A 25,217-nucleotide genomic window follows, 5' to 3' on the forward strand; every position below is an offset into this window, starting at 1 on the left:
TCCCGCAGCGGCTTGTCGGGGTCGAACAGGCCCGACTCGGCGTAGAGCTGCCACACGAACGTCCTGAGCGGGTCGGCGAGCGTCGGGCCGGAAAAAGGAAACGCGCATGGCCGGGTCCGTCATCGCTCGATTTCGTGAGCCGGCGTTCCCGGCGGCGCCCGGATCGAGCCGGACGGCGGCGCCGGCACGGCTCGCGACACCCCGCAGCAGAGGAGTTGGCACGTGGACGAGGGAGCGTTCGGCAGAGCCGCCCAGGAACGGGCGATCGCCGAGGTCGAGGTGGAGATGGCGCGGCTGTGCGAGCTGCTCGCCGAGGGCCTCGCGATGGGCGTCGACGGGGGCCGCGAGATGGTCGGGGGCGCCATGTCGGAGTTCCTCGTGGAGTTCTTCGGGCTCGTCCGGGCCGAGGGCCCGCGTCCGGGCGTGAGAGAAGTGATCACGCTGCCGCTGCTGGTGCACGGGGCGGAGACCGGCGCGCCGGGCCCCGCCATGCCCGTCGCCGTGCTGCACCTGCTCTGGTGGGCGTCGGCGCGCCACCTCGACGACCTCACCTCCGCCGGCGCGCCGTCCCCCGCGGGCGCCGCCGCCGGCGGGAGGGTGCTCACCGCGCTGGCCGTCGGCGGCCAGCTGCCCGGCCGGCTCATCGCTGGCATGCCCGTCGGCGCCGCCGTGCGCGCCGCGCTCGCGGACGAGCTCTCGCGCGCCTGGGTGGACGCCGTCGACGGGCGTCTCCGCGACCTCGCCGAGCGGGCGCCGAACGCCACCTGCGAGTCGGTGCTGCGCGGCTACGAGGGCAGGACCGGCGCGCCCTACGCGATGGCCGCGGCCTCGGCGGCGCGCCTCGCCGGAGCGGACGACCACCGGGTCGCGGGCTGGCGGGCGTACGGCCGCGCGTTCGGCGTGCTGTGCCGGCTCGCCGACGACCGGCGCGACCTCGTCTCCGGGCGGCACGAGGGCCTCGCCGCCGGCACCGCCACGCACCTGCTCGTCCACCTGCTGGCCGGGCTGCCGCCCGCGCGGCGCCGCGAGGCCCTCGCGCTGCACGCCTCCGCCCGCCACTCGGCGTCCGCACGCGCCGAGATGGCCGCCTGGATGCTCGACGAGGAGGTCGCCGAGTCCCACGCCGCCTCCGTCGCGCCGCTGGCCGGGCGCGCCCACGGCCTGCTCGACATGCTCGGCGGCGATCCGGGCTGCGTCCGGGAGCTGCACCGGGCGGTCGAGGGGACCGTCGGCCACCTGCCCGGGCTGCCGCTGGCCGCGGCCTAGGGGAGGATCGTCGATGACCGTTTCCGGCGGCCTCCCGGAAGTCCTCGCCGCGCACTGCCCGCGGGTCGCCACGGCGATCCGGGAGGCGCTGCACGGCCACCCCGCCTACCAGCCGATCCGCCGGGCGGCGGGCCCGATGTTCGGCGGGCGCCGGGAGACCTGCGCCCGGCTGCTCGGCCTCGTCCTGCGCCGGTCGCCCCTCCCCGAGGACGACCGCGGCCGCTTCCGCGACCTCGGCGTCCTCGCGGCCCGGCAGGCGATCCCGCTGCCGGTGCTGTCGGAGGCGTGGGACCTGGCCCTCGCCGCCGCGGCGCGGTCCTGCTGGACGGTCGCGCCGCCCGGCTGCTTCACCGAGATGGCCGAGCTGACCGCGCACGCGGCCCGGCTCGCGGCCGGCGCGCGGGAGGCCTGCATCCAGGGGTACGCGGAGGCGCCCCGCGAGGGGACGAGATCGCGGCCGCTGCGCCGGCTCCTCGCCGAGACCCTGATCGACGGCGCTCCCGCCGGAGTGATCGCCGACGCGGCCGGCGTCCGCCTCGCGCCCGCCTACCTCGTCCTGCGGTGCGAGGCCCCCGCGCTGGCGGAGGAGCACTGGGCGCGGGAGAGCGAGCGCCTCGAGTCCTGGGAGGGCGTGCTGTACTCCGGCGGCCCGGAGGGGCTGACCGTGCTGTTCCCGGCCGCCGAACCGCTGCGCGCGGAGGACCTGGCCGCCGAGTTCACCGCGGGCCTCGCCGCCCGTTCGCGCGGGCCCGTGCACGCCGCCCGGTCCTGCCGGCGCGGCGTCGCCGGCATCCCGGCGGCGCTGGAGGAGGCCTCCCGCGTCCTGACGATCGCCAAGGCCATCCCGGACGCCGAGGACCGCCCCTACGGGGCCGACGAGCTGCTCGTCGAGCTGGCGATCCTCGGGCAGCCCGCGATCCGCGGGCGGCTCGCCGCCGTGCTGTCCCCGCTCGACGCCGGCACCGACCTGCGGCGGACGCTGGAGGTGCTGCTCGCCTGCAACCTCGACCGCGAGCGCGCCGCGCGGGAGCTGTGGATCCACCGCCGCACGCTGCACTACCGGCTGGACCGCATCCGGGCCCTGTCCGGCGTCGACCCGAGCTCCGCGCGCGGCCTCCAGTTGTTCCGCGCCGCCCTCACCTCGGCCCGGCTGGCGCGCCTCGAGCACGAGGGCCGCCGCGCCGAGGACGGCTCCCTCCCCTCGCCGGTGAGCGTCTGAAGGGAGGCCCGGGGTCAGGCGAGGCCCATCTCGCGTCTGACGTTCTCGTACTGCACCGCCATCGCGTCCGCGAGCGCCTGCGCGCCCGACAGCGGCCGGACCATGACGCAGAACTCGTCGATGAGCCCGGCGTCGTCGTGGTGCAGGAAGTCGCAGCCGTGCACCTCGCGGTCGCCGATCCGCGCCTTGAAGACCAGCGCGTGGTCTCGGCCGCCGCCGATCTCGCGGACGTAGCGGAAGTCGGCGAAGACCCGGGTCACCGCGCGCAGGATCGCGGTGGCCGTGGCACGTCCCTCGTACGGCGCGAACGCCACCGGGCTGAGGAATGTCACGTCCTCGGCCAGCAGCGCCGGAAGGGCGTCCAGGTCGCCCTTCTCGATGGCGGCGCGGAACGGGTGCATCGGGTCCACCTCCAGAGCCTCGGTCATCGGCACGCCCGAGGACGTGCCGGAAAGCCTAGGGCGGGCGGCCCTGGTCCGCGATCACCCGGCGGGCGCCGTCACGTGCCCGGCCGCAGCAGGATCTTGACGGCGCCGTCCCGCTTCTTCTGGAACATCTCGTAGGCCTCGGGCGCCTTCTCCAGCGGCCAGCGGTGCGTGGCGAGGTCCATCACGCCGAGCGGGTCGGCGTCGTCGGCGACGAGCGGCATCAGGTCGTCGATCCAGCGCTTCACGTGGGCCTGGCCCATGCGCAGGGTGACGCCCTTGTCGAACATCTGCATCATCGGCAGCGGGTCCGTCATGCCGCCGTACACGCCGCTGAGGGAGATCGTCCCGCCCCGCCGCACGACCTCGATGGCCGTGGTGAGCGCCGCGAGCCGGTCCACCCCGACCCGCGCCATCAGCGGCGCGGCGGAGTTGCCCGGCATGAGCCCGGTGAGGGCCTGAGCGATCTTGGCGCCGGGGGAGCCGTGCGCCTCCATGCCGACGGCGTCGATCACCGAGTCGGTGCCGCGCCCGCCGGTGAGCTGCCGGACCGCGTCCGGCACGTCGTCGGCATCGGAGGCGTCGATCACCTCGATCCCGTGCCGGCGCGCCATCTCCAGCCGCTCCGGGACGAGGTCGACCGCGATCACCCGGTGGCCGAGATGGCGGGCCACGCGGGCCGACATCTGCCCGATCGGGCCGAGCCCGAGCACGGTGACCGATCCGCCCTCGGGGATGTCGGCGAAGGCCACCGCCTGCCAGGACGTGGGGAGCACGTCCGACAGGTAGACGAACCGCTCGTCCGGCGGCCCCTCGGGCACCTTGATCGGCCCGAACTGGGCCTGCGGTACCCGCAGGTACTCGGCCTGCCCGCCGGGCACCTGCCCGTACAGCCGCGTGTAGCCGAACAGGGCCGCGCCGGTGTTCTGCTCGCGGACCTGCGTCGTCTCGCACTGGGCGTACAGATCGAGGCCGCACATGTGGCAGTGCCCGCACGCGATGTTGAACGGGATGACCACGCGGTCGCCGGGGCGGACGTGGGTGACGTCCGGCCCGGTCTCCTCGACGACGCCCATCGGCTCGTGGCCGAGGATGTCGCCCTCGCTCATGAACGGCCCGAGCACCTCGTACAGGTGAAGGTCCGATCCGCAGATGCCGGTCGAGGTGACCCGGATGACCGCGTCGTTCGCCTCCTTGATCTTCGGATCGGGGACCTCGTCGACGCGGACGTCGCGCTTGCCGTGCCAGGTGACAGCCTTCATCGTGCTCCTTCGGTGGGACGGGCTCCGTCCCAGGCGGCCCTACCCGGGCGGCCGGGGCGAAACGTCCGCGCCCGGCCGTCAGGGGCAGCGGTGGGCCCGCGCGACGGCGCGCACGGCCGCCGTCCTGGTCGCCCAGAGGGAGGGCATGGCGGGCGGGTACGCGTCCGGCCCCGGTTCGGGGCGCAGCCGGAATCCGCGGGCGTCGTAGGCCTCCCAGCCCGTCCTGCGGCCGCGCAGGTTCAGGACGTGCGTCACGGTCCCGGCGGCGTGCCCGTCGTGGCGCAGATGCCAGCGGTGGGCGTCACGGTCCGCGGTCGTGAACTGGTACAGCCGCCAGCCGGGCCCAAAGCGGTGGGCCAGGTCGAGGGTCACGAGCGGCTCGCCGCTGCCCGGGCGCCGGGTGCGTTCCCGGGTGCCGGTGCCGGTGCCGGTGCTGGGACGCGGACCGTGGTCGCGGACGAGCCGGGCGAGTTCGCGTGCGGCCTCCGCCAGAGCGTGCGCGGCTTCCGCGAGCCGCCGCTCGTCCGCCGGCGGCGCGCCGGCGCCGGCACCGGTCTCGCGTTGCGCCCGCGCCATCCTCCTGCGCGCGGCGTCCAGCCGGTCGAGCGCGCGTGCGGCCTCGTCGCGCGCGGCCGCGACACCGGCCTGCCCGCCGGCGTCCCGCGGGCGCGGTGGTCCGGCGGGCTCCCGGGCCCGGGGGGTGAGCTTCTCGTCTCGCACGGGGGGCTCCTTCGAACGTGCCTTTCTTCGGCGCTTTCCCGAACTTCGCGCCTTCATCCCTCGCCCGATTCCCCAGGCCATCGGCTTGTGGGTCTTTAAGGAGAAATGCCGGATTTCAGGGCCACCTCGGCCCCCTCCCGCCGCGTTTGAAACCGGCGTGCGCGGCAAGTGGCCGGATGGGGCCGGACGGGGGGAGGGGAGGGCCGGGATGACGACCGTGCAGGGGCGGCAGGACACCAGCGTCGCCGACGCGCTCGCGCGGCACCGCAAGGGAACGAGAATCGGCCACGTGCTGGCGACGACCGACCACAAGATGGTCGGCTACCTCTATCTGGGAACGTCGTTCGGGATGTTCCTGGCCGCCGGGCTCATGGCCATGCTGATGCGGGCCGAACTGCTGGAGCCCGGCAAGCAGGTGGTGAGCAACCAGACCTACAACGAGCTGTTCACCATCCACGGCACGATCATGATGCTGCTGTTCGCCACCCCGCTCTTCGCCGGGTTCGCCAACGTGCTCGTCCCGCTGCAGATCGGCGCGCCGGACGTGGCCTTCCCGCGGATGAACGCGCTCACCTACTACCTGTTCCTGTTCGGCGCGCTCATGGTGCTGGCCTCGTTCATCATGCCGGGCGGGGCCCCCGGCTTCGGCTGGTTCGCCTACACGCCCCTGTCCACCCAGACGTACACGCCGAACCAGGGCGGCGACATGTGGGCCATGGGACTGATCCTGTCGGGCCTGGGGACGATCCTGACCTCGGTGAACATGATCTCCACGATCATCGCGATGCGCGCCCCGGGCATGGTGATGTTCCGGCTCCCGATCTTCACCTGGAACGTGCTGCTGACCAGCCTGATGGTCCTCATCGCCGGCGATCACCAGGTCGACGTCGCGGGACGCGGCGACGAGCGCGGCGGCGGGGTTGTCCTGCACGAGGTCCTCCACGACCTCCACCCCGGGGAAGCTCTTGCGCAGGGGCGCGTGCGCCTCGATGACGCGCCACCGGGCCCGCTCCTCGAAGCGCCGGAGGTCGAGGTTCTCTCCGTGCCCGTCCAGGACCGCGGGGAACGGCCAGGCGTGCACGACGCGCAGCCTCGCCTCCCGCACGGCGGCGGCCCGGAACGCGTACCCCAGCACGGCGGAGTCGTCGCCGAGGCCGACGCCCACGGCGATCTCGCCGCGCTCGGCGGCCGGTTCGCCGCGCACCACCACGACCGGGCAGGCGGAGTGGCGGACCGCGCCCAGCCCGACCGAGCCGAGGACCAGGCCCGCGAACCCGCCGAGACCGCGGCTGCCCACCACCACCTCGAACGCCTCCTCCGAGTGCTCGGCCAGTGCCCGGACGGTGCGCGCGGACGCCAGTTCCAGGCTCACCGGCACCTCCGGCCGCCGGGCGTGCGCGACGCGCTCGGCGGCGGCCAGCACCTCCTCGCCCTGCCGCGTCAGCGAGACCACCTCGCCGGGGGCGGTGTTGAGCGGCACGTCGAACCCCCACCGCTCCACCGCGTGCAGGATCCTCAGCGCGCGCCCGTACCGGGCGGCCTCGTCGGCCGCCCAGGCCACGGCCCGTTCGGAGGGGACGGAGCCGTCGGCTCCGACGATGATCGGATCGGACATGGTCAACTCCTCCTCGCTTCTCCCCGGCGGACGTCCCGCCGGGCGGCGCCGGTCACCGGTCGATGGGCACCACGACCACGGGGCAGTGCGCGTGGTGCAGGACCGCGTGGTTGACCCGGCCCAGCGCCATGCCGATCCGGCCCGTCCGGCGGGCGGCCCCGACCACCACCAGGGCGGCCGACCGCGACGCCTCGACGAGGGCCTGGGCCGCCGCGCGGTCCGAGACGAACTGCTCGACCCGGACGTCCGGATGGTGCTCGCGCAGCCCGGCCAGGGCCTCCGACAGCTCCAGGTCCTCCATCACGCGCCTGCGGGGGGACCCGAACTCGCCGCCCACGGCGTGCAGCGCCAGGATCGCGGCGCCGCGCGAGGCGGCCTCCTCGAAGGCCCAGCCGGCCATGGCGCTCTCGCCGGGGCGGTCCTCGACCCCGACCACGACCCGCGCCGGGGCCTCGGCGGGGTAGGGCGTCTCATGCGGCACCACGAGGACGGGGCACCGGGCGTGCGCGGCGGTGTACAGCCCGACCGACCCGAACAGCAGGCCCTCGAACCCGCCCAGACCGCGCGATCCGACGGCCACGAGCGCCGCGTGCTCGCTGCCCTCCACCAGCGCGCCGCCCGGGTCCGTCCGTTCCAGCCGCGTCGCGACGTCGAGGTCGGGATGCACCTTCAGCGCGTACTGGCGCGCTTCGGCGAGCAGGTCCTCCCGCTCGGCGACCAGCCGGCTCAGCGCGTCCCTGGGGATCACCCCGTCGTCCACCAGCGCGCGGGACGCGTGCACCAGCTCCAGCGGCCGGCGGTGCCGGACGGCGTAGTCGGCGGCCCAGTCGAGGGCCCGCCAGGCGTGGGCGGAGCCGTCGACGCCCACGATGATCTGGGTCCGCATGGCCTCTCCTTTCCGGGTCGTCTCGCCGCTCGCCCGCACGGCGCGGCGGTTCGCGAACGGCCGCACGGGGTTCAGCGGGTCAGGACGACCTTGAGGGCGCCGGTGTGAGCGGGGTCGGAGAAGACGTCGTAGGCCTTCGGGAACTCGTCCAGCGCGAAGTGGTGGGTGACGAACCGTCCGGCGTCCAGCTGGCGGCCGGCGACGAGCCGGAGCAGGGTGGGCGTGGAGAAGGTGTCCACCAGTCCGGTGGTGATGGTGATGTCCCGGATCCACTGCTCTTCGAGGTGCAGCGCGGCCGGAGCGCCGTGCACGCCGATGTTGGCGACGTGCCCGCCGGGGCGGGCCAGCGCGACGGTGAGCTCGAAGGCCTCGGGGACGCCGACGGCCTCGATGGCCACGTCGGCGCCGAGGCCGCCGGTCATCTCGCGGACCGCCGCCAGGGCGTCCTGCCGGGAGTTGTTGACCGTGGCGTCGGCGCCGAACTGCTTGGCCGCCTCCAGCCGGCTGTCGGCCAGGTCGATCGCGACGACGTGGCTCGGGCTGAACAGCCGCGCCCCCATGATCGCCGCGAGCCCGATCGGCCCGGCGCCCACCACCGCCACGACGTCGCCGGGGCGGACGGCGCCGTTGAGCACGCCGACCTCGTAGCCGGTCGGCAGGATGTCGGCCAGCATCAGCACGTCCTGGGCGGGCACGCCCTGCGGCAGCGGGTGCACCGAGGTGTCGGCGAACGGCACCCGGACGTACTCGGCCTGCGTCCCGTCGATCCTGTGCCCGAGGATCCAGCCGCCCCCGCCCAGGCACTGCCCGTAGCGGGCCTCGCGGCAGAACCGGCACGTGCCGCACGCGGTGATGCACGACACCAGCACCTGGTCGCCCGGCTTGACCGTGCGCACGCCGGGACCGACGGCCTCGACCGTGCCGACCGCCTCGTGCCCGAGGATCCGCCCGTCGGTCACCGCCGGGACGTCTCCCTTGAGGATGTGCAGGTCCGTGCCGCAGATGGTCACCGCGTCCACCCGCACCACCGCGTCGCCGTCCGCGACGATCTCGGGCTTGGGCACGTCCTCCCAGGACTTCCGGCCGGGCCCGTGGTACACCAGCGCCCGCATGGCGAGCCTCCCTCATCGTCCTCAGGTTCGCTACCAGAGTCGATCTCGGGGCGCTGCCGGCGGCAGGGCCTAACGTCCCGTGGCGGGGGCCTAACGTCCCGGCGCGTCCGGCGCCGCGGGCGTCGCGAGGCCCGGCGCGTCGCCGGGCTCGGTCTCGCCCATGTCCAGCCGGAACGGCGGGTAGCGGTCGGTCATCAGGAAGGCGTAGCCGGCCACCCGCAGGACCCACCGGTCCATCCCCATCACGAACGGGAAGACGCTCCGCAGGTAGCTCCCGGTGAACAGCAGCGCGACCGCGGCGACGAGCACCAGCAGGCCGACCACGCCCGGCGAGTTCCAGTTCTCCCCGCCCATGCCGCCGCCGGTGAACAGCGAGACCACCAGGTAGTGCGGGATCGCCAGCAGCCACCACTTCACCAGCACCAGCCCCCGCGACAGAGGCCCGGGGTAGTCGATGCGCAGCCGGGCCGGGTAGTCCGGGACGTCGCCGAGCGTGAACGGCGGGTACCGGTCGGTGCCCAGGGCGCCGTACCCGTAGAACGCCACCCGCCACGCCCAGCGCAGCACCCCGACGTCGAACTCGAAGATCGACCGCGGGTAGCGGCCGGTGATCAGGATCGCGAAGAACGCGACCACGGTGAGCACGGTGAACGCGATCCCCAGGAAGAACAGCACGATGTAGTGCGGGATCAGCAGCAGCCACTTCACCAGCCACAGCCACCGCGACAGCGGCTCCTCCAGCCGTCCCTCCACGTGGACCGGCATGTCCCGGCCGTCCATCTCGTCCTCCCTCAGCCGAGCGTCCGGCGACCCGGTGCCACCGGGCATGTCCTAGGACCACGGTCGGCTTCCGCGCCGCGGCGGCGTAGGGAGGAACGTCCGTACCCTCAGGGACCAAGGTCCGGGGCCGCCCGGCGCCTACGGGCTCAGCGGCACATCGAGGCGATGAGGTCCGGGAAGTGCGGGAACTCCGCCCGCGCGGCGGCCACGATCTCGGCGGGCGTACGGCGGCCGGGGGCGTGGCGCTCGGCGATCGCGCGGAAGGCGTCGTTCGGCTCCTCGGGGGACTCGGGGTCCTCGAACGCCTCCCCGGGCCCGAGGCCGGCGGCGAACAGCCACAGCAGGTCGCCGAGATCGCGAGCGATCACGCCGCGGTCGCCCTCGGAACCGATGTAGACCACGGGCTGGCCGGTGACCGGCACGCCGGGCCGCACCAGCCAGAAACCGGCGTAGTCGCCCGCCCCGGTCGAGCCGAAGAAGCGGAACACGCCGCCGTCCGCCTCCGGGTTGCCGGTCCAGAGGCGGAACCACCACGCCGTCTTCGCCGGGTCCTCGAAGCCGTCGTACATCTCGAAGTCGCAGCCGCTCGCCTCGTCGGTCTCGTCGTCCCATTCCCATTCGAAGCCGATCGCGGCCACCTCGGCGAGAGCGGCGGGCAGCGCGAGTTCCCCAGGCGTGTTCGTCACCCCGGCAGGCTAAGCGATCTTCGCTCGTGCCGGGGCGGGAGCCGCGGATCAGCGCGCGGGCGGGGCCGCGCGGCCGGCGCCCACCCGGAACCGGTCCGGGGCCGGGCGCTCGTCCGACGCCGCTTCGGCGATGATCCGGCCGAGCAGCGGCGCGAACTTGGCGCCGTGCCCGGAGCACGGCGAGGCGACCGTGATCCCGCCGGCGCCGTCGACCACGAAGTCCTCGGTGGGGGTGTTGGTGAACAGGCAGGTCGTCTCCGCGTAGGGCTCGGGGACGACCCCGGGCAGGGCCTGCCGGACGTAGGCGACGATCCGCTCGCGGTTGGCCGGGTCGACCGCACCGGTCTGGGCGGCCGCGCTCCTGATCGGCCGTCCGCCGTTGAACTCGGCCACCTTCTGGCCGCTCCGGCCGTCCGGGAGGGCGGCGTCGCGGCCACCGGGCAGGCCGTAGACCAGCGTGTCCGACTCCTTGTGGATGAACGTCGGCCACGGCTCCCCCGGATCGTCCCGGTAGGGGAAGTGGTAGGCGTTCTCCTGCATCACCTGGAGCGGCGGGAACGCCGCCAGGAGCGAGTCCGGCAACCCGAGGCCGCCGAGCAGGTCGGGCAGCCAGCCGCCCACGGCGACGACGACCTTCTCGGCCTCCTCCGCCCGCCCGTCCACGCCCACCACCCGGTGCCGGGTGCCCACCCGCTCGACGGCCGCCACCGGGCGGCCGGTCTCGACCCGGGCGCCCTCGGCCTCCGCCAGCCGCAGCATGGCCGCCACCGCGGCCTCCGCGTCGACCACCCCGGCGTCCGGGTGCCACAGCACCTCGCCGCCGCCGAAGCGGAACTGCGGCCAGCGCGCGGCCGCCTCGGCGGCGGTCAGCAGCTCGTGCTCGACGCCGACCCTCGCGAGCACCGCGGCGAGCGCCGCCGGGTCACGGCCCGCCCCGGCGTCCAGGGAACCCGTTCGGGTGACGAGCCGCTCCCCGGACGAACGCTCCAGCTCCTGCCATTCGCGCCGTGCGTCGACGACCATCTTGGCGTAGAACGGGTCGGCGTAGCCGTACCGGAGGATCCGCGCGGACCCGTGCGAGCTGCCCTCGGCATTGGCCGGCGTGCGGCCCTCCAGCACCGTCACCTCATGCCCTCGCCGGGCCAGCTGCCAGGCGCTCGCGGCACCGACGAGGCCCGCCCCGACGACGACGTACGTGCCCATCGTGATGCTTCCTTCCGCCGTGGACCGGATCATCACCGTAGGCTGGCGCGGTGGACAGCGATAGGTTCGTCGCCGGATTCGACTACCCGATGTTCGTGGTGACGGCCGCCGATCCCGGCACGGGGACGCGGGCGGGCTGCCTGGTCGGGTTCACGACGCAGACCAGCATCGAGCCGTTCAGGTTCCTGGTGTGCCTGTCCCGCCGCAACCGGACCTACCGCGCGGCCGAGAGGGCGTCGGTGCTGGCCGTGCACGTCCTCGGACGCGGTGAGGACCAGCGTGAACTGGCGGCCCTGTTCGGAGAGCGGACCGGCGACGAGATCGACAAGTTCGCCCGCTGCTCCTGGCGGCCGGGCCCCGAGGGCGTGCCCCTGCTCACCGGCGTCCCCCGCCGCATGGTCGGCCGGATCGTGGAGCGCACCGAGCTCGGGGACCACGCCGGGTTCCTCCTGGCCCCGATCGACGTGACGATCGAGGCCGAGGCCGACCCGCTCACCTTCCAGGCCCTGCCCGACCTGGATCCGGGCCACGAGGCGGGCTGACGGTCCGCTCCTCCCTCCGGCTGCCGCGCGGCAGGGTGACGGCCATGATGCTGCTCGGCGTGTCCAGCTCGATGCGGTGCCAGCGGCCGCGCGGGACGATGGCGGCGCTCCCGGCCGTCAGCCTGATCACCTCCTCCCGCGGCCCCGGCTCCTCCGGGCGGAGGCAGAGGCGGATCTTCCCGATGAGGCAGGACACGACCTCCTCGGCCTCGGGGTGGACCTCCCACCGGTCGGCGTGGACGTCGGCGTCGGTCTTCGCGTGGAAGACCGTCACCCGCCACCCGTCCCGCTCGGGGCTCCAGGCGCGCGGCGCGGCCGAGATCCCGCCGCCGCGGTCGAGGTGGAGGAAGCAGGTGGAGAGGTCGATCGGAGTAACGGTCATGACGGGACGTCCTTTCAGTCCTGGACGGTCAGCAGGTCGCGGTCGTCGAGCCGCTCGGCCATTGCGGGCGGGGCGGTGCGGCGCAGCACGGTGAGGGCGACGAGGGCGGCGGCCATCAGGAGTGCGGCGCCGAGGGCGAGGCCGAGCGCGTACCCGTCGTTGAGAGCCGCCGGGGTGGGGACGTCGCCGGTGCGGTGCTGCGCGGCGGTCCCGAGGGCGGCCAGGCCGAGGGAGGCGCCGATCTGGCGCGAGCTGTTGAGCAGCGCCGAGGCGGTGCCGGTCTCCCGGGCCGCGACGCCGCCGGTGGCGACGGACACGAGCGGCGCCAGGCAGAGCCCGAAGCCCACCCCGGCGACGATCGAGGGCCCCAGCACGTCGGCGGCGAAGGCGCCGTCCGCACTGATCATGCCGAACCAGGCGAACCCCGCCGCCGTCAGCAGCCCGCCGGCGACCAGCAGGGTCCGGGGGGCCGACCGGTAGCCGAGCTTGACGGCCAGGACCGACCCCGCGGCCACGGCCAGCGCGAACGGCAGGAACATGGTCCCGGTGAGCGCCGCTCCGTGCCCGAGCACCCGCTGCAGGTAGAGCGACATGAAGTAGAAGGACGAGGCCATCGCGGCGCCCACCAGGAGGTTGAAGGCGTTGGCCCCGGCCACCGAGCGGTTGGAGAACAGCCCCAGCCTGATCAGCGGGTCGCGTGCGGTGGTCCTCTCCTGGCGGAGGAACGCGGCCAGCAGCGCGGCGGCGACGGCCAAGGTCGTCAGGGTGACGGGCGAGGTCCAGCCGTGCCGGTCCGTGCGCACGATCCCGAACACCAGCAGGCTCATCCCCGCGGTGGCCAGGACGGCGCCGAGGACGTCCGGACGGCCCCTGCGGTCCGGGGGCGGACCGGCGGCGACCCCGCGCCAGGCCAGCGCCAGCGCGCCGGCGGCCATCGGCACGTTCACCAGCATCACCCACCGCCAGCCGGCGTACTCGGTGAGCACACCGCCGATCAGGACGCCGAGCGCGCCCCCGGCGGCGTTCGTCGCGCTCCAGATCCCGAAGGCCCGGACCCGCTCCCGGCCCGAGGGGAACGTCGCGGTCAGCAGCGCCAGCGCGGCCGGCGCCAGCGCCGCCGCGCCGACGCCCTGGGCGGCGCGGGCGGCCACGAGATGGCCCGGCGCCTGGGCCAGGCCGCCGGCGAGGGACGCCAGGCCGAACAGGACGAGCCCGAGCAGGAGGACGGGTTTGCGGCCGTACCGGTCGGCGGCCTTGCCCCCGAGCAGGAGCAGCCCGCCGAAGGAGAGGGCGTAGGCGTGGATGACCCAGGTCACCCCGACCGCGCCGAACCCGAGCCCGGCGGCGATCCGCGGGAGCCCGACGTTCACCACCGACAGGTCCAGCGACACCATGAACTGCACGACGGCCACCGCGGCGAGCGTGAGCCCGGGGCGGATCCCGCTTCTGTCTTCGATCGTGTGCATGCCTGACATCGTGGTGTTCGAGCAGGTCAGCGCACATCGAGCGGGAGATGGCCTTTTCCGCTGACGCCCGGAGCGTATGTTCAGTGCCTCTACACCGCGAGATGTAGTGATTTCTCCGCCGTTCCGCCGAGGAATCTGGAGGGAAACGGTCTTAATCTGCACGGATGAGCTCCATGAACGGGTGGCGGCCGCTCGTCCAGGACGGCCTGCTCGCCGTGGCGATGGCCCTCTTCCTGTCGGTCGTCGTGGCCATCACCCCGCACGCGGGGGCGCTCGACCTGGCCGCGGCCCTGGCGGGCTCGCTCGCGCTCGTCGCCTGGCGGCGGGCGCCCCTGGCGGCACTCGTCGTCAGCGCGGTCTGCATGCTCGCGCTCGCCGCCCACGTCCGGCCGGGCCCGGCGGCCGCCTTCCCCGTCATCGTGGCCGTCTTCGCCGCTTTCCGGGCGGGCCACCGGGTCGCGACGGCGCTGGTGGGCACGGCCTTCCTCGGCCTCGGCCTGATGGTGCGGCTGCCCAGCGCCGACGGGTCCCTGCGCGATCTCCAGAGCCTCTCGCTGCTGGTCGGGTGGTTCGCGGCGGCCGGGGTGACCGCGACGGTGACCCGGCACCGGCAGGCCTACCTGGAGGAGGCCGAGCGGCGGGCCGCCGAGGCCGAGCGCACCCGCGAGGAGGCCGCCCGGCGCCGCGCCGGCGAGGAGCGCCTGCGCATCGCCAGGGAGCTGCACGACTCCCTCACGCACAGCATCTCGATCATCAAGGTCCAGGCGGGGGTGGCCGTCCACCTGGCGCGCAGGCGCGGCGAGGACGTGCCGCCCGCGCTGCTGGCCATCCAGGAGGCCAGCGGCGACGCCATGCGCGAGCTGCGCGCCACGCTGGAGGTGCTGCGCGACGCCGACCGCTCCGAGGGCGAGTCCCTCGCCAGCGGCCTCGACCGGCTCGACGACCTGGTGGAGCGGGCCCGCTCCATCGGGCTGCCGGCCACGGTGACGATCTCCGGCGCGCGGCGCGACCTGCCCGCCGAAGTGGACCGGGCGGCCTACCGGATCGTCCAGGAGGCGCTCACGAACGTCTCCAGGCACGCGGGCGGCGCCGCCGCCGCGGTGCGCGTCGACTACGCGAGCGGGGAACTGGTCGTGCAGGTCGACGACGACGGCGAGGCCGACCCGGACGCGCCGCCCGTGCCCGGCACGGGCCTGCTCGGCATGCGCGAGCGCGTCGCGGCGCTCGGCGGGCGGCTGCGGGCCGGGCCCCGGCCCGAGGGCGGCTTCACCGTGCGCGCCGAGCTTCCCCTGGGAGATCCCTCGTGATCCGCGTGCTGCTCGTGGACGACCAGGCGCTCATCCGCGGCGGCTTCCGCGCCCTGCTGGAGATCGAGGACGACATCGAGGTGGTGGCCGAGGCCGCCGACGGCGAGCGGGGCGTCGCGCTCGCCGCCGAGCACCGGCCCGACGTCGCCCTCGTCGACATCCAGATGCCGGTGATGGACGGCATCGAGGCGACCCGGCTGATCGTCGCCGACCCCCGGCTGAGCGGCGTCCATGTCGTGATCCTCACCAACTACGGCCTCGACGAGTACGTCTTCAACGCGCTGCGCGCCGGGGCCTGCGGTTTCATGGTCAAGGACACCGAGCCCGAGGACCTGGTGCAGGGCGTCCGGGTCGCGGCCCGCGGCGACGCGCTGCTGTCGCCCGCGATCACCCGCCGTCTCATCGGCGAGTACGTCGCGCGCCGCCCGGAGCCCGCCCCCGAGGGGCTCGGCATGCTCACCAGGAGGGAGCGCGAGGTCGCCGTCCTGGTGGCCCGGGGCCTGTCCAACGACGAGATCGCCGCCCACATGGTGATCAGTCCGGCCACCGCGAAGACGCACGTCAGCAGGGTGCTGGCCAAGCTGCGCGTCAGGGACCGCGCCCAGCTCGTCGTGTTCGCCTACGAGTCGGGCCTCGTCACCCCGCGGCGCGCCTGAGCCCGCCGGGCGGCCTCAGGCCCCGCGCAGGGACTTGACGGCCTCCTCGGCGGTGGGGTGGAAGGCGAAGACCTGGTCGAGCCCGGTGATCTCGAAGACCCGGGTGAGGTCGGGGTTCAGCCCCGCGAGCACGATCCTGCTCCGGGCCGCCTGCGCCCGGCGGTAGCCGGCGATGAGCACGGTGATGCCGGTGGAGTCGCAGTAGTTCAGCTCCGTCACGTCGAGCACGGCGCCGCCGCCGGGGGCCAGCGGCAGGGCTTCCAGCGCCTCCCGCAGGCGGGGGGCGGTGTGGTAGTCGAGGTCTCCCGCGACGCGCAGGACCGGGACCTCGGCCTCCTCGGACGGGAGGTTGACGGTGAAGGTGTGGTCGGTCACCGAAGAGGCTCCTGTCCGGACGGTTCGGCACGGCGGGGCACGGAGAGGGCCAGCAGCGCCGTGTCGTCGCTGACTCCCGCGCCCAGTTCCGTGAGCAGTTTATGGATGTTCGCCAGCAGATTATCCGCTCCGTCGAAGGGCGTGCTGGTCAGATGCGCGGTGAGACCCTCGTCGCCGAGCATCGCCCCGTCCGGGGTTCGTGCCTCGGTGAGGCCGTCGGTGTACAGCAGGAGGGCGTCGCCCGGGGCGAGGCGCACGCCGGCCTGCGCGAAGCGCGGTTCGGGCAGTATCCCGATGAGCTGCCCGCCCGGGGTGTCGACGGCCTCGACCGTGCCGTCCGCGCGGACCGCCAGGGCGGGCGGATGGCCGCCCCCGGCCAGCGTCACGGCGAACGAGCCGTCCGGTTCGGGGTCCAGGACCCCGAACAGGGCCGTGCAGAAGCGGGGGTCGCTCTGGTACTCCCCCTTGAGGACGGAGTCGAGGTTGCCGAGCGCGGCGCAGGGGTCGGGCTCGTAGATGGCGGCGGCGCGCAGCGTGTAGCGGGTGAGGGAGGTCAGGGCGGCGGCCTCGGCGCCCTTGCCGCACACGTCGCCGAGGAAGAACGCCCAGCGGCCGTCGTCCAGGGGGAACAGGTCGTAGAAGTCGCCGCCGACCTCGTCCTGGGAGACCGGGTGGTACGCGGCGGCGGCGTCGAGGCCGGGCACCTTCGGCAGGGCGGGCGGCAGCAGGGTGCGCTGCAGGGTGCGCACCAGGCGCTCGGCCCCGGTGCGCATGGTGCGCTCGGCCGTGATGGTGCAGATCGACGACAGCCGCAGTTCCAGCTCCTGGGCGACCAGGGCCGCCAGGTCCGTCAGGATGGCCAGCTGGTCCTCGGACGCGTCGCGGGGGCGGGTGTCCAGCACGTTGACGGTGCCGAGGCGGTGTCCGTCCGCGGTGGTGATGGGGGCCGCCGCGTAGAACCGCACGCCCATCTCGCCGTGGACGAGCGGGTTGGCGGCCGTCCTCGGGTCGGTGAGCGCGTCCCTGACGACATACGGGCCGCCGTGCAGGATGGCGGAGGCGCACAGCCCGGGGTCGCGGTCGATCTGCGAGACGCCGTGCAGGCCGTGGGCCGCCTTGAACCAGATACGGTCGCTGTCCACGATGGCCACGGTGGCGATCGGCGCGCCGCAGCTGCGTGCGGCGAGGGAGGCGATGGTGTCGAACGTGCCGTCGGGCGGGGTGTCGAGGATCCGGTAGCGGCGGACGGCCGCGAGCCGCTCCCGTTCGGCGGCGGTGGGGGCGGGCACGGGTTCGAGGTGGCGGGCGTGCTCCGTCACCGTCACCTCCTCTGGTCGGGACCGTGGCGGCAGTCCCGCCAGAAAAAGGGCTTTACCCTGTTTGTACTGCTTATCACGTGAGTAATGACCTGGACGCGCGGCCGCGACGGCGGCGGCGCGCCGCGGAAAGGCGCGGCACGACGGACGTCCAGGTTCTGGCGAAACGGTTGTTGCCTCCCGGTCATCCGGGGTAAAGGCAGGGCCATGCGGGGAGCGGGCGCGTCGCGCGTCCGCCGGATGCGGTAGGTGATCGCCTGAATGGAAGAGGGGTGCGGTGGCGCTTTCGGAGGACGCCGAGCGTTCTGAGGAGGCCGGACGCGAGCCGCGGGCGGGGGCCGGCGTCTTCTCCGCCGACAGGGAGATCGGCCCCGATCTCGCCGCGGTGGACTGGACGGCGACGCCGCTCGGCCCTCCGGACGGCTGGCCGCAGAGCCTGCGGACGGCGGTCGACATCCTGCTGTCGTCCCGCTTCTCGATGTGGATGGCCTGGGGGCCGCGGCTGACCTTCTTCTGCAACGCCGCCTACCGGCGCGACACGCTCGGACGCAAGTACCCGTGGGCGCTGGGCCGGCCGGCCCGCGAGGTGTGGACCGAGATCTGGCCCGACATCGGACCGAGGATCGACACGGTGCTCGGCACGGGGAACGCCACGTGGGACGAGGCCCTGCTGCTGTTCCTCGAACGGTCGGGCTACCCCGAGGAGACCTACCACACCTTCTCCTACAGCCCGCTGCGCGACGACGCGGGCGACGTGGTGGGCATGCTGTGCGTGGTCAGCGAGGAGACCGAGCGGGTCATCGGCGATCGGCGGATGACGACGCTGCGCGAGCTCGGCTCCGACCCCAGCGTGATCCGGACCGAGGAGGAGACGCTGGCCTTCGTCGACCGGCAGCTCGACCGCAACCGGAAGGACCTTCCCTTCACGCTGACCTACCTGTTCGAGGACGGCGGGACGGCACGGCTCGCCGGGGCGACCGGCGTCGCCCGCGACCATCCGGCCGTCCCCGCCGCGATGTCGGCGGACGAACCGGGCGGAATCTGGCCCGCGGCGGTGCTCGCGCGGGGAGAATCGGTGCTGATGCAGCTCGATGATCCTCGGTTCGGGGTCCTGCCCTCGGGGGACTGGCCCCAGCCGCCCGACCAGGCCCTGGTGGTGCCGCTGCTGCGGCAGGGCCGCGCGCCGTACGGCTTCCTGGTGGCCGGGCTCAACCCCTACCGCCAGCTGGACGATGCCTACCGCGGTTTCGTGGAACTGGCGGCCGGGCACGTCGCGGCGGGCATCGGCAGCGCCCGCGGCTACCAGGCGCAGCGGCGGCGCGCCGAGGAACTCGCCGAGCTCGACCGCGCCAAGACGACGTTCTTCTCCAACATCAGCCACGAGTTCCGCACCCCGCTGACCCTGATCATGGGCCCGGTGCAGGAACTGCGCGCCACCCTGGAGGGCGCCGGCGAGCAGGTGCACCGCGAGCTGGACGTCATCCACCGCAACGGGCTGCGCCTCGGCAGGCTCGTCAACTCGCTGCTGGACTTCTCCCGCATCGAGGCCGGCCGGATGCAGGCGCGGTACGAGCCGGTCGACCTTCCCGAGGTCACCGCCGAGCTGGCCAGCGTCTTCCGCTCCGCCGTGGACAGGGCGGGCCTGGCCTACACCGTCGAGTGCGAGCCGCTCCCCGAGCCGGTCTACGTCGACCGCGACATGTGGGAGAAGGTGATCCTGAACCTGCTGAGCAACGCGCTGAAGTTCACCTTCGACGGGGCGATCCACGTCCGGGTCGGCGTCGAGGACGGCCGGGCGCTGGTGACGGTGGCCGACACCGGGGTCGGGGTCGCCGAGGACGAGGTGCCGCGGCTGTTCGAGCGGTTCCACCGCGTCGAGAACACCCGCGCACGGTCCAACGAGGGCAGCGGCATCGGCCTGGCCCTGGTCAAGGAGCTCGTTGGCCTGCACGGCGGGACCATCGACGCCGCGAGCACCGAGGGCGAGGGCACGCGCTTCACCGTCCGGCTGCCGTTCGGGAGCGACCACCTGCCCCCCGGCGCGGTCGCCCCGCCGCGCTCCTCCACGGCGGCGTCGGTCACCGCCGACCCCTACGTGCAGGAGGCGCTGCGCTGGCTGCCCGCCGAGCATCCCGGCGGGGACCCGAACTCGACCGACCCGACGCCGCCCGAGCCGGTCCCGGTGCCCGCGCCCGAGGTCCCGGCGCGGGTGCTGGTCGCCGACGACAACGCCGACATGCGCGAGTACCTCACCCGGCTCCTGCGGGGCGCCGGCTACGAGGTGGAGACCGTCGCCGACGGCCGGGCGGCCCTGCGGGCGGTCCGCGAGGGCGGGATCGACATGGTGGTCAGCGACGTCATGATGCCGTACGTGGACGGGCTGGAGCTGGTCGCCGCGCTGCGCGGCGACCAGCGCACCGCCGCCCTGCCGGTGCTGCTGCTGTCGGCCCGCGCCGGCCAGGAGGCATCGATCGAGGGCCTTCGGGCGGGCGCCGACGACTACCTGCTCAAACCCTTCGCCGCCGCCGAGCTCTTGGCGCGCGTGCGGGCGAACGTGGAGCTGGCCCGGCTGCGCGGTCACCACGCTCGGTGGCGCACCGCGCTGGTCGACTCCCTCCAGGAGGCGTTCTTCGTCTGCGAGGAGGACGGCGGCGTCGTCGAGTTCAACACCGCCTTCACCGACATCCTCGGCTACGACGCCGCCGGGCTGCCCTATCCCCCGAGGCCTCCCTGGTGGCCGGACGAGAAGACCGACTTCGAAGCGCACCGGCAGGTCGCCCAGGCCTTCGAGAGCATGCTCGTGCGGGAGCGCGGCACCTTCGACGTCCCCGTCAGGCACCGTGACGGCCATCGCGTCTGGGTCAGCGTCGCCTTCAACCACGTCCGCGACCCCGAATCCGGCCGGCGGGTCATCGTCGGCACCTTCCGGGACGTCACCGCCGACCACTACGCCATCCAGCGCGAGAGCGCCCTCGCGGCCCTCAGCATGCGCCTCACCGAGGCCGTGAACCTGCGCGACACCCTGGCCGGCGCGCTGGAGGAGCTGCGGGACCTCTGGGGCGCCGAGCGGGTGGTGGCGGCCGTCTTCGGCGGCGGACCGCCCGAGCTGACCTCGACCGAGCCCGGGCAGACCTGGCAGGACCTGTCCGAGGAGCGCCGCGGGGAGCTGGCCGCGCTGCGCGAGCACCCGCCCCTCACCCCCGTCGCCGAGCACCCCACCGCGATCACGCTCGAACACCCCCGGGGCACCCTCGTCCTCTGGATCGACCTGACCGAGCGGCGCCCGTTCACCGACCAGGACCGGCTGCTGCTGTCCCTGCTCGCCGGACGCCTCTCCCAGGGGCTCTCCCGCGCCAACCTGATCGACCAGCAGCGCGACACCGCCCTGGCCCTGCAGCGCGCCATCCTCGGGCCGTCCGAGCTGCCCGACGGGTTCGCCGTCCGGTACGAGCCGGCGGCCCGGCCGCTGGAGGTCGGGGGCGACTGGTACGACATCTTCGCCCTTCCCGACGGCCGCATCGGGATCATCGTGGGCGACTGCGTCGGCCGCGGGCTGGAGGCCGCCACCGTCATGGGCCAGCTGCGCAGCGCCTGCCGGGCCCTCCTGCTCCAGGACGCGGGCCCCGCGGGGACGCTCACGGCCCTGGACCGCTTCGCCGCCGGCGTCCCGGGGGCCCGCTGCTCCACCGTGTTCTGCGGCGTCCTCGACCCCGCGACCGGCGACCTCACCTATTCGAGCGCCGGGCATCCGCCCGCCATCCTCGCCCGGGCCGACGGCACCACCCAGCTGCTCGAAGGCGGCAGGTCCGTCCCGATCGCCGTCGGCTCCCCGCGGCCCCGGCCGGACGCCGCGACCACCATCCCCGCCCGGGCCACCGTGCTGCTGTACACCGACGGCCTCGTCGAACGCCGCCGCCGCTCCCTGAACGAGGGCATCGAGCGGGTCGGGCACGCCGTGCAGGAGGGCGGCGAGCGGGGGGTGGACGAGCTCGCCACCCACATCATGACGAGCCTGGCCCCGCCGGGCGGCTACGACGACGACGTCGCGCTGATGCTGTACCGGCACCCCGCGCCGCTGGACGTGAGCTTCCCCGCCGAGTCGGCGCAGCTCGCCCCGCTGCGGGAGGCGCTGCGCGGCTGGCTGGCCCAGTGCCAGCTCCCCCGCCGCACCGCCCAGGGCGTGCTGGTCGCCGCCGGCGAGGCGTGCGCGAACGCCGTCGAGCACGGCCGGCCCGCCGCCGGAGTGCACACCGTCCGGCTGCGGGCCGAGGCCTTCGTCGACCAGCTGCACCTGACCATCGCCGACACCGGCCGGTGGAAGCCGCCCGGAGGGCCCGACGCCGACCTCAACCGCGGCCGCGGCACCGCCCTGATGCGGGCGCTGATGAGCAAGCTCACGATCACGCCCGGCCCGGACGGCACCACCGTCCACATGCACACCTGGATTGGCTCATGAGCACACCCCTGACCCTCAGGTCCGCCCGGCGCCCGGACGGGAGGGCGCTCGTGACGGCCGTCGGCGAGATCGACATGAGCAACAGCGGGGCCCTCGCCGCGGCGCTGGACACGGCGCGCGAGGACGGGGGCGAACTCGTCCTCGACCTCACCGCGGTCGAGTACCTTGATAGCGCGGGGCTGAGCGTCCTGTTCGCCCATGCCGACCATCTCGAACTGATCGCTCCGCTTCTGCTGGAACCGGTGCTGACCCTCTCCGGCCTCCCGGAGCTGGCCACCGTCCGCCTCGCCCCGCCCGATGCCGCAGCGCCCGGTACCGACCACCCCTGACGTGCCCGGCGCGCCGACGGCGCAGGGCCCCGACCCAGAGAAAGCGGAACGACGTGGAGGCAACGCCATGGCCGAGGTGACCGGCCGCGCGCGGAACGGCTGGACAGTGATCACGATGACCGGGGATCTGGCACTGGACACCGCGCAGCAGGCCGAGCAGCGGATGCGCGGCCTGCGCAGCGAGCACGGCGAGCACCTGGTGCTCGACCTGAGCGGGCTGCGGTACCTGGACTCGGTGGGCCTCAGCCTGCTGATGCGGTTCTACCTGGCGGCCGAGGGACGCGGCGGCAGCGCCGTGCTGGCCGGACCGCTGCAGGACGCGGTACGGCGCGTCCTGCAGATCACGCACGTCGACGAGCGCCTGACCATCCACCCGACCCTCGACGCCGCGCTGGCCGAGTCGCTGCCGCCGGGTGCGGGGCGCAGCGGGTGAGCCCGCGGCGCGGGCGCCGGGAACGTCTACGCAACACTTCCGTTACAGGAAATATTATTCCGCAAAGATTCCTCGTATGATGACGCTCTGAGCACGGCCTCCCCCTCCCCGGCGGCGGATCCCGCCGACCGGCGCGCACCGCGCGCCCGCGGCGGGGAAGGCGGACGCGGGAAGGGGAGGCGGGCGGATGGAGAGGACGCCGAGGCGGCGCGACGACAAGCCGTGGACGTTCCTGACCAACCACGCGCGGGTTCTGATCGCCATCGCACGCGACCCCGGCCTCCGGGTCCGCGACGTCGCCCAGGACATCGGCATCACCGAGCGCGCGGCCCAGCTGATCATCACGGATCTGGAGGAGGCGGGGTACCTCACCCGCACCCGGATCGGGCGCCGCAACCGCTACACCGTCAACGCCGACCGCCCCTTCCGGCACCCCGCCGAAGCCGACCACGACGTCCAGGTCCTCATCGAGCTGTTCGCGGGCGATGACACGGCCCCCGGCAAGGACGGTGACACAGGGCCCGGCGCGGGCGGTGACACGGCGCCCGGCGCGGGCGGCGGCACGGCGCCCGGCGCGGGCGGTGCTCCGCGCGGCGAGGCCGGCGTTCCCGCTCAGGCGCGAAGCCGGTAGAAGGTGCGCCACGGGAGGGGACCCGTCCGGACGGGTCACGGGCACCGGTGCGTTACGGTCGCGGTCGGGCAGGTCACGGACGACGCGGATGCGTCGCGCGGCGGTGCGCCGCGGATGCATATTTGCCATAAGGCAACTACTATCGGCGCGGCACCGGCGGGTCGGAGGGGGGAAGGGCGGTGGACGGACTGATGTCGCAGGGTCTTGAGGCGGCCGGCCTCGGGGCGCGCCCTTCCGCGCCGCCCGGACCGCGCATGCCGATCGCGATCACCGGCGCCGCCGACGGGGAGCCGGAGCTCGGGCCGCTGCGGGTCCTGCTGGTGGAGGACGACTCGGCCGACGCGCTGCTGGTGGAGGACACCCTCGCCGACACCGGGCTGCGGGCGTCGCTGCAGTGGGTGCGTTCGCTTCCCGAGGCGCGGGGCCCGCTGTCGGCGAACCCCATGCCCGACTGCGTGCTGCTCGACCTGCACCTGGGCGAGTCGCAGGGCCTGGCGGTGCTCCGGCAGGTGCTGGAGTGGGCGCCGGGCGCCGCGGTGGTGGTGCTGACCGGGCTCGCCGAGTCGCAGGCGGGCACCTCCGCGATGGCCGCCGGCGCGCAGGACTACCTCTCCAAGGACCAGCTGGAGGCGGATCGGCTCGGGCGGGCGATCAGGTACGCGGTGCAGCGGCGCCAGGTCCAGCAGGCGGTCGCGGCGCTCCAGGTCCAGCAGATGCGGGCCCAGGAGAACGCCCGGCTGGAGCGCGGGTTGCTGCCGCGGCCGAGAGTGTCCAATCCGCGCCTGCGGGTCGTCTCGCGGTACCGCCCCGGCCGGGCCCACTCCCTGCTGGGCGGGGACTTCTACGACGTGGTGGAGACCAGCGACGGCCTGGTGCACGCGGTGATCGGGGACGTGGCGGGGCACGGTCCCGCCTCGGCGGCCCTGGGCGTCAGCCTGCGGGTGGCGTGGCGGTCGTTCGTGCTGGCCGGAACCCGCGGAGCGCGGGTGGTCGAACTCCTGGAGGAGCTGCTGGCCGGGGAGGACGGCGGCTCCGAGATGTTCGTCACCCTCATCACGGCGACCCTGTTCCCCGACCGCTCCGTGGCGCGGGTGGTCCGCGCCGGGCACCCCGGGTTCCTGATGCACGGCAACGGCGAGGTGCGGCTGGTCGAGCCGCCGGGCGGGCTGGGCGTGGGCATGGTGCCCGGGCTGGCCGGCTGGCGCGAGCACGAGATCCCCCTGCCCCCGGGCGCCTCGCTCGTCCTGTTCACCGACGGCCTGTTCGAGGGCCAGATCGACGGCGAGGGCCGCCGCCTCGACCTGACCGGCCTGCTCCGGCTGGCCCAGGGCCACCGCGCGCTCTCCCCCGGCGACTTCGTCGACACACTCATCACCGACGTCGAGGCGGCCTCGCTCCAGCACGGCGGGCTGGCCGACGACGTCGCCGTCATTCACCTTGGATGGACCCCCACATGAGCACACCGCCCCTGACGGTGCGGGACGCCGAGACGGCCGAATCCGCCGATCTCGCCGCACCGCCGCCGGCGAGCGGCCCCCCGCCGCGGCGGGGACTGACCGTCCGCGCCTGGTTCATGCTGGCCGCGCTGCTGATCGTCGCGCTCACCGTCACCGGCGCCGCGGTGGTCCACAGCCTGCTGGAGGAGACCGCGCGGGCCTCGGACCGGCTGGTGGACAGGATCGCGCCGGCGCAGGTCGAGGCGAGCCGGATGCAGATGGCCATGCTGAACCAGGAGACCGGCGTGCGGGGCTACGCCCTGGCGGGGGACCGGCAGTTCCTACAGCCCTACACCGACGGGCTCGCCACCGAGCAGCAGTCCTCCGCGCGGCTGCGCCGGCTGCTGGCCGACGAGCCCGCGCTGCGCGCCGACCTCGACGCGACCGGGCGGGCGATCGACGCGTGGCGCCGCGACTACGGCGCCGTCGTCATCGACCAGGTCCGCGAGCAGGGCTCCGGCGGCGAGGCGGCCGCCACCGCGGCCCGGGGCAAGCCCGCCTTCGACCAGGTCCGCGCCACCTGGGCGGTCCAGAACCGCCACCTGAGCCAGGTCCGCGCCGAGAGCCGCGCGGACCTGCGCCACACCCGCACGATGCGGGACTGGACGCTGACCACCCTGTTCATCGCGCTGCTGGCGACCGCGGCGCTGCTGG

General features: G+C 74.5%; 23 protein-coding genes and 2 pseudogenes. 12 read left to right on the top strand and 13 right to left on the bottom strand.

Annotated elements, in window-relative coordinates; translation table 11 throughout:
* The first annotated feature begins 222 nt into the window (after nucleotides 1-222).
* Together AB0C69_RS13215 and AB0C69_RS13220 are read left to right on the top strand one after the other, a co-directional pair.
* Nucleotides 223-1,266 carry a hypothetical protein gene (locus tag AB0C69_RS13215; RefSeq protein ID WP_360353180.1) on the top strand — a complete coding sequence of 348 codons (1,044 nt, stop codon included), beginning with the start codon at nucleotides 223-225 and terminating at the stop codon, nucleotides 1,264-1,266.
* A gap of 13 nt (nucleotides 1,267-1,279) precedes the next feature.
* Nucleotides 1,280-2,485, top strand: coding sequence for a helix-turn-helix domain-containing protein (locus AB0C69_RS13220; protein ID WP_360353182.1), 1,206 nt, complete (start codon nucleotides 1,280-1,282; stop codon nucleotides 2,483-2,485).
* A gap of 14 nt (nucleotides 2,486-2,499) precedes the next feature.
* Here AB0C69_RS13220 and AB0C69_RS13225 read toward each other — a convergent pair whose 3' ends face one another.
* The 3 genes from AB0C69_RS13225 to AB0C69_RS13235 form a co-directional block, all read right to left on the bottom strand.
* Complete coding sequence (locus tag AB0C69_RS13225) at nucleotides 2,500-2,886, bottom strand: nuclear transport factor 2 family protein (RefSeq protein ID WP_345175609.1); 387 nt, start codon at nucleotides 2,884-2,886, stop codon at nucleotides 2,500-2,502.
* A gap of 98 nt (nucleotides 2,887-2,984) precedes the next feature.
* Nucleotides 2,985-4,172, bottom strand: a complete 1,188-nt coding sequence (locus AB0C69_RS13230) for a zinc-dependent alcohol dehydrogenase (RefSeq protein WP_360353184.1) — start codon at nucleotides 4,170-4,172, stop codon at nucleotides 2,985-2,987.
* A gap of 78 nt (nucleotides 4,173-4,250) precedes the next feature.
* Nucleotides 4,251-4,892: a hypothetical protein gene (locus tag AB0C69_RS13235; RefSeq protein ID WP_360353186.1), complete on the bottom strand. Its 642-nt coding sequence runs from the start codon at nucleotides 4,890-4,892 to the stop codon at nucleotides 4,251-4,253.
* 208 nt (nucleotides 4,893-5,100) lie between these two features.
* On the opposite strand from AB0C69_RS13235, the pseudogene AB0C69_RS13240 reads away from it, so the two are divergent.
* Nucleotides 5,101-5,760: pseudogene (locus AB0C69_RS13240) on the top strand (cbb3-type cytochrome c oxidase subunit I); the annotation flags it as partial.
* Nucleotides 5,761-5,805: 45 nt separating this feature from the next.
* On the opposite strand, the pseudogene AB0C69_RS13245 reads toward AB0C69_RS13240, so the two are convergent.
* The 6 genes and pseudogenes from AB0C69_RS13245 to AB0C69_RS13270 form a co-directional block, all read right to left on the bottom strand.
* A pseudogene (locus tag AB0C69_RS13245) lies at nucleotides 5,806-6,507 on the bottom strand (universal stress protein); the annotation flags it as partial.
* A gap of 52 nt (nucleotides 6,508-6,559) precedes the next feature.
* Nucleotides 6,560-7,393, bottom strand: a complete 834-nt coding sequence (locus AB0C69_RS13250; RefSeq protein ID WP_360353188.1) for a universal stress protein — start codon at nucleotides 7,391-7,393, stop codon at nucleotides 6,560-6,562.
* Nucleotides 7,394-7,464: 71 nt separating this feature from the next.
* On the bottom strand, nucleotides 7,465-8,505 hold the full coding sequence (locus AB0C69_RS13255; protein WP_345172008.1) for a zinc-dependent alcohol dehydrogenase family protein: 1,041 nt from the start codon (nucleotides 8,503-8,505) through the stop codon (nucleotides 7,465-7,467).
* 90 nt (nucleotides 8,506-8,595) lie between these two features.
* On the bottom strand, nucleotides 8,596-9,285 hold the full coding sequence (locus tag AB0C69_RS13260) for a DUF4389 domain-containing protein (protein WP_360353190.1): 690 nt from the start codon (nucleotides 9,283-9,285) through the stop codon (nucleotides 8,596-8,598).
* A 146-nt stretch (nucleotides 9,286-9,431) separates the two neighbouring features.
* On the bottom strand, nucleotides 9,432-9,971 hold the full coding sequence (locus tag AB0C69_RS13265) for an SMI1/KNR4 family protein (protein WP_360353192.1): 540 nt from the start codon (nucleotides 9,969-9,971) through the stop codon (nucleotides 9,432-9,434).
* A 48-nt stretch (nucleotides 9,972-10,019) separates the two neighbouring features.
* A complete protein-coding gene (locus AB0C69_RS13270; protein WP_360353194.1) occupies nucleotides 10,020-11,174 on the bottom strand; it encodes an FAD-dependent oxidoreductase in 1,155 nt (384 codons plus the stop codon).
* 50 nt (nucleotides 11,175-11,224) lie between these two features.
* Here AB0C69_RS13270 and AB0C69_RS13275 point away from each other — a divergent pair, with 50 nt between their 5' ends.
* Nucleotides 11,225-11,716: a flavin reductase family protein gene (locus tag AB0C69_RS13275; protein ID WP_360353196.1), complete on the top strand. Its 492-nt coding sequence runs from the start codon at nucleotides 11,225-11,227 to the stop codon at nucleotides 11,714-11,716.
* Here the strand turns inward: AB0C69_RS13275 and AB0C69_RS13280 are convergent.
* Nucleotides 11,667-12,098, bottom strand: a complete 432-nt coding sequence (locus tag AB0C69_RS13280) for a cupin (RefSeq protein ID WP_360353198.1) — start codon at nucleotides 12,096-12,098, stop codon at nucleotides 11,667-11,669. The two genes, AB0C69_RS13275 and AB0C69_RS13280, sit on opposite strands and share 50 nt — an antisense overlap.
* A 14-nt stretch (nucleotides 12,099-12,112) precedes the next feature.
* The gene (locus AB0C69_RS13285; RefSeq protein ID WP_360353200.1) at nucleotides 12,113-13,564 is read right to left on the bottom strand and encodes an MFS transporter; all 1,452 of its coding nucleotides are present in this window, start codon (nucleotides 13,562-13,564) and stop codon (nucleotides 12,113-12,115) included.
* A 164-nt stretch (nucleotides 13,565-13,728) separates the two neighbouring features.
* On the opposite strand from AB0C69_RS13285, the gene AB0C69_RS13290 reads away from it, so the two are divergent.
* Entirely contained in the window at nucleotides 13,729-14,871 is a 1,143-nt protein-coding gene (locus AB0C69_RS13290) for a histidine kinase (RefSeq protein ID WP_360353202.1), read from the top strand.
* On the top strand, nucleotides 14,868-15,527 hold the full coding sequence (locus AB0C69_RS13295; protein ID WP_353833615.1) for a response regulator: 660 nt from the start codon (nucleotides 14,868-14,870) through the stop codon (nucleotides 15,525-15,527). Before AB0C69_RS13290 ends, AB0C69_RS13295 begins: the two co-directional genes overlap by 4 nt.
* Nucleotides 15,528-15,542: 15 nt before the next feature.
* Here AB0C69_RS13295 and AB0C69_RS13300 read toward each other — a convergent pair whose 3' ends face one another.
* Entirely contained in the window at nucleotides 15,543-15,902 is a 360-nt protein-coding gene (locus tag AB0C69_RS13300) for an STAS domain-containing protein (RefSeq protein WP_360353205.1), read from the bottom strand.
* Nucleotides 15,899-17,221, bottom strand: coding sequence for a GAF domain-containing SpoIIE family protein phosphatase (locus AB0C69_RS13305; RefSeq protein WP_360353207.1), 1,323 nt, complete (start codon nucleotides 17,219-17,221; stop codon nucleotides 15,899-15,901). The genes AB0C69_RS13300 and AB0C69_RS13305 overlap by 4 nt, the downstream gene beginning before the upstream one ends.
* Before the next feature lie 274 nt (nucleotides 17,222-17,495).
* Between AB0C69_RS13305 and AB0C69_RS13310 the strand changes: the two genes are divergently transcribed.
* The 6 genes from AB0C69_RS13310 to AB0C69_RS13335 form a co-directional block, all read left to right on the top strand.
* Nucleotides 17,496-21,674 (top strand): SpoIIE family protein phosphatase, encoded by a 4,179-nt coding sequence (locus tag AB0C69_RS13310; RefSeq protein WP_360353209.1) that lies wholly within the window; start codon nucleotides 17,496-17,498, stop codon nucleotides 21,672-21,674.
* Nucleotides 21,671-22,003, top strand: coding sequence for an STAS domain-containing protein (locus tag AB0C69_RS13315; protein WP_360353211.1), 333 nt, complete (start codon nucleotides 21,671-21,673; stop codon nucleotides 22,001-22,003). The genes AB0C69_RS13310 and AB0C69_RS13315 overlap by 4 nt, the downstream gene beginning before the upstream one ends.
* Before the next feature lie 67 nt (nucleotides 22,004-22,070).
* Nucleotides 22,071-22,436 (top strand): STAS domain-containing protein, encoded by a 366-nt coding sequence (locus AB0C69_RS13320; protein ID WP_360353213.1) that lies wholly within the window; start codon nucleotides 22,071-22,073, stop codon nucleotides 22,434-22,436.
* A 187-nt stretch (nucleotides 22,437-22,623) separates the two neighbouring features.
* Nucleotides 22,624-23,067: a winged helix-turn-helix domain-containing protein gene (locus tag AB0C69_RS13325; RefSeq protein WP_360353215.1), complete on the top strand. Its 444-nt coding sequence runs from the start codon at nucleotides 22,624-22,626 to the stop codon at nucleotides 23,065-23,067.
* A gap of 254 nt (nucleotides 23,068-23,321) precedes the next feature.
* The gene (locus tag AB0C69_RS13330; RefSeq protein ID WP_360353217.1) at nucleotides 23,322-24,524 is read left to right on the top strand and encodes a SpoIIE family protein phosphatase; all 1,203 of its coding nucleotides are present in this window, start codon (nucleotides 23,322-23,324) and stop codon (nucleotides 24,522-24,524) included.
* A partial coding sequence (locus AB0C69_RS13335; RefSeq protein WP_360353219.1) for a CHASE3 domain-containing protein occupies nucleotides 24,521-25,217 on the top strand: 697 nt, incomplete at its 3' end. The genes AB0C69_RS13330 and AB0C69_RS13335, both read left to right, overlap by 4 nt.

Origin of the sequence: Actinomadura sp. NPDC048032 (genome assembly GCF_040653175.1) — a bacterium.
Taxonomy (GTDB): Bacteria; Actinomycetota; Actinomycetes; order Streptosporangiales; family Streptosporangiaceae; genus Spirillospora; species Spirillospora verrucosospora.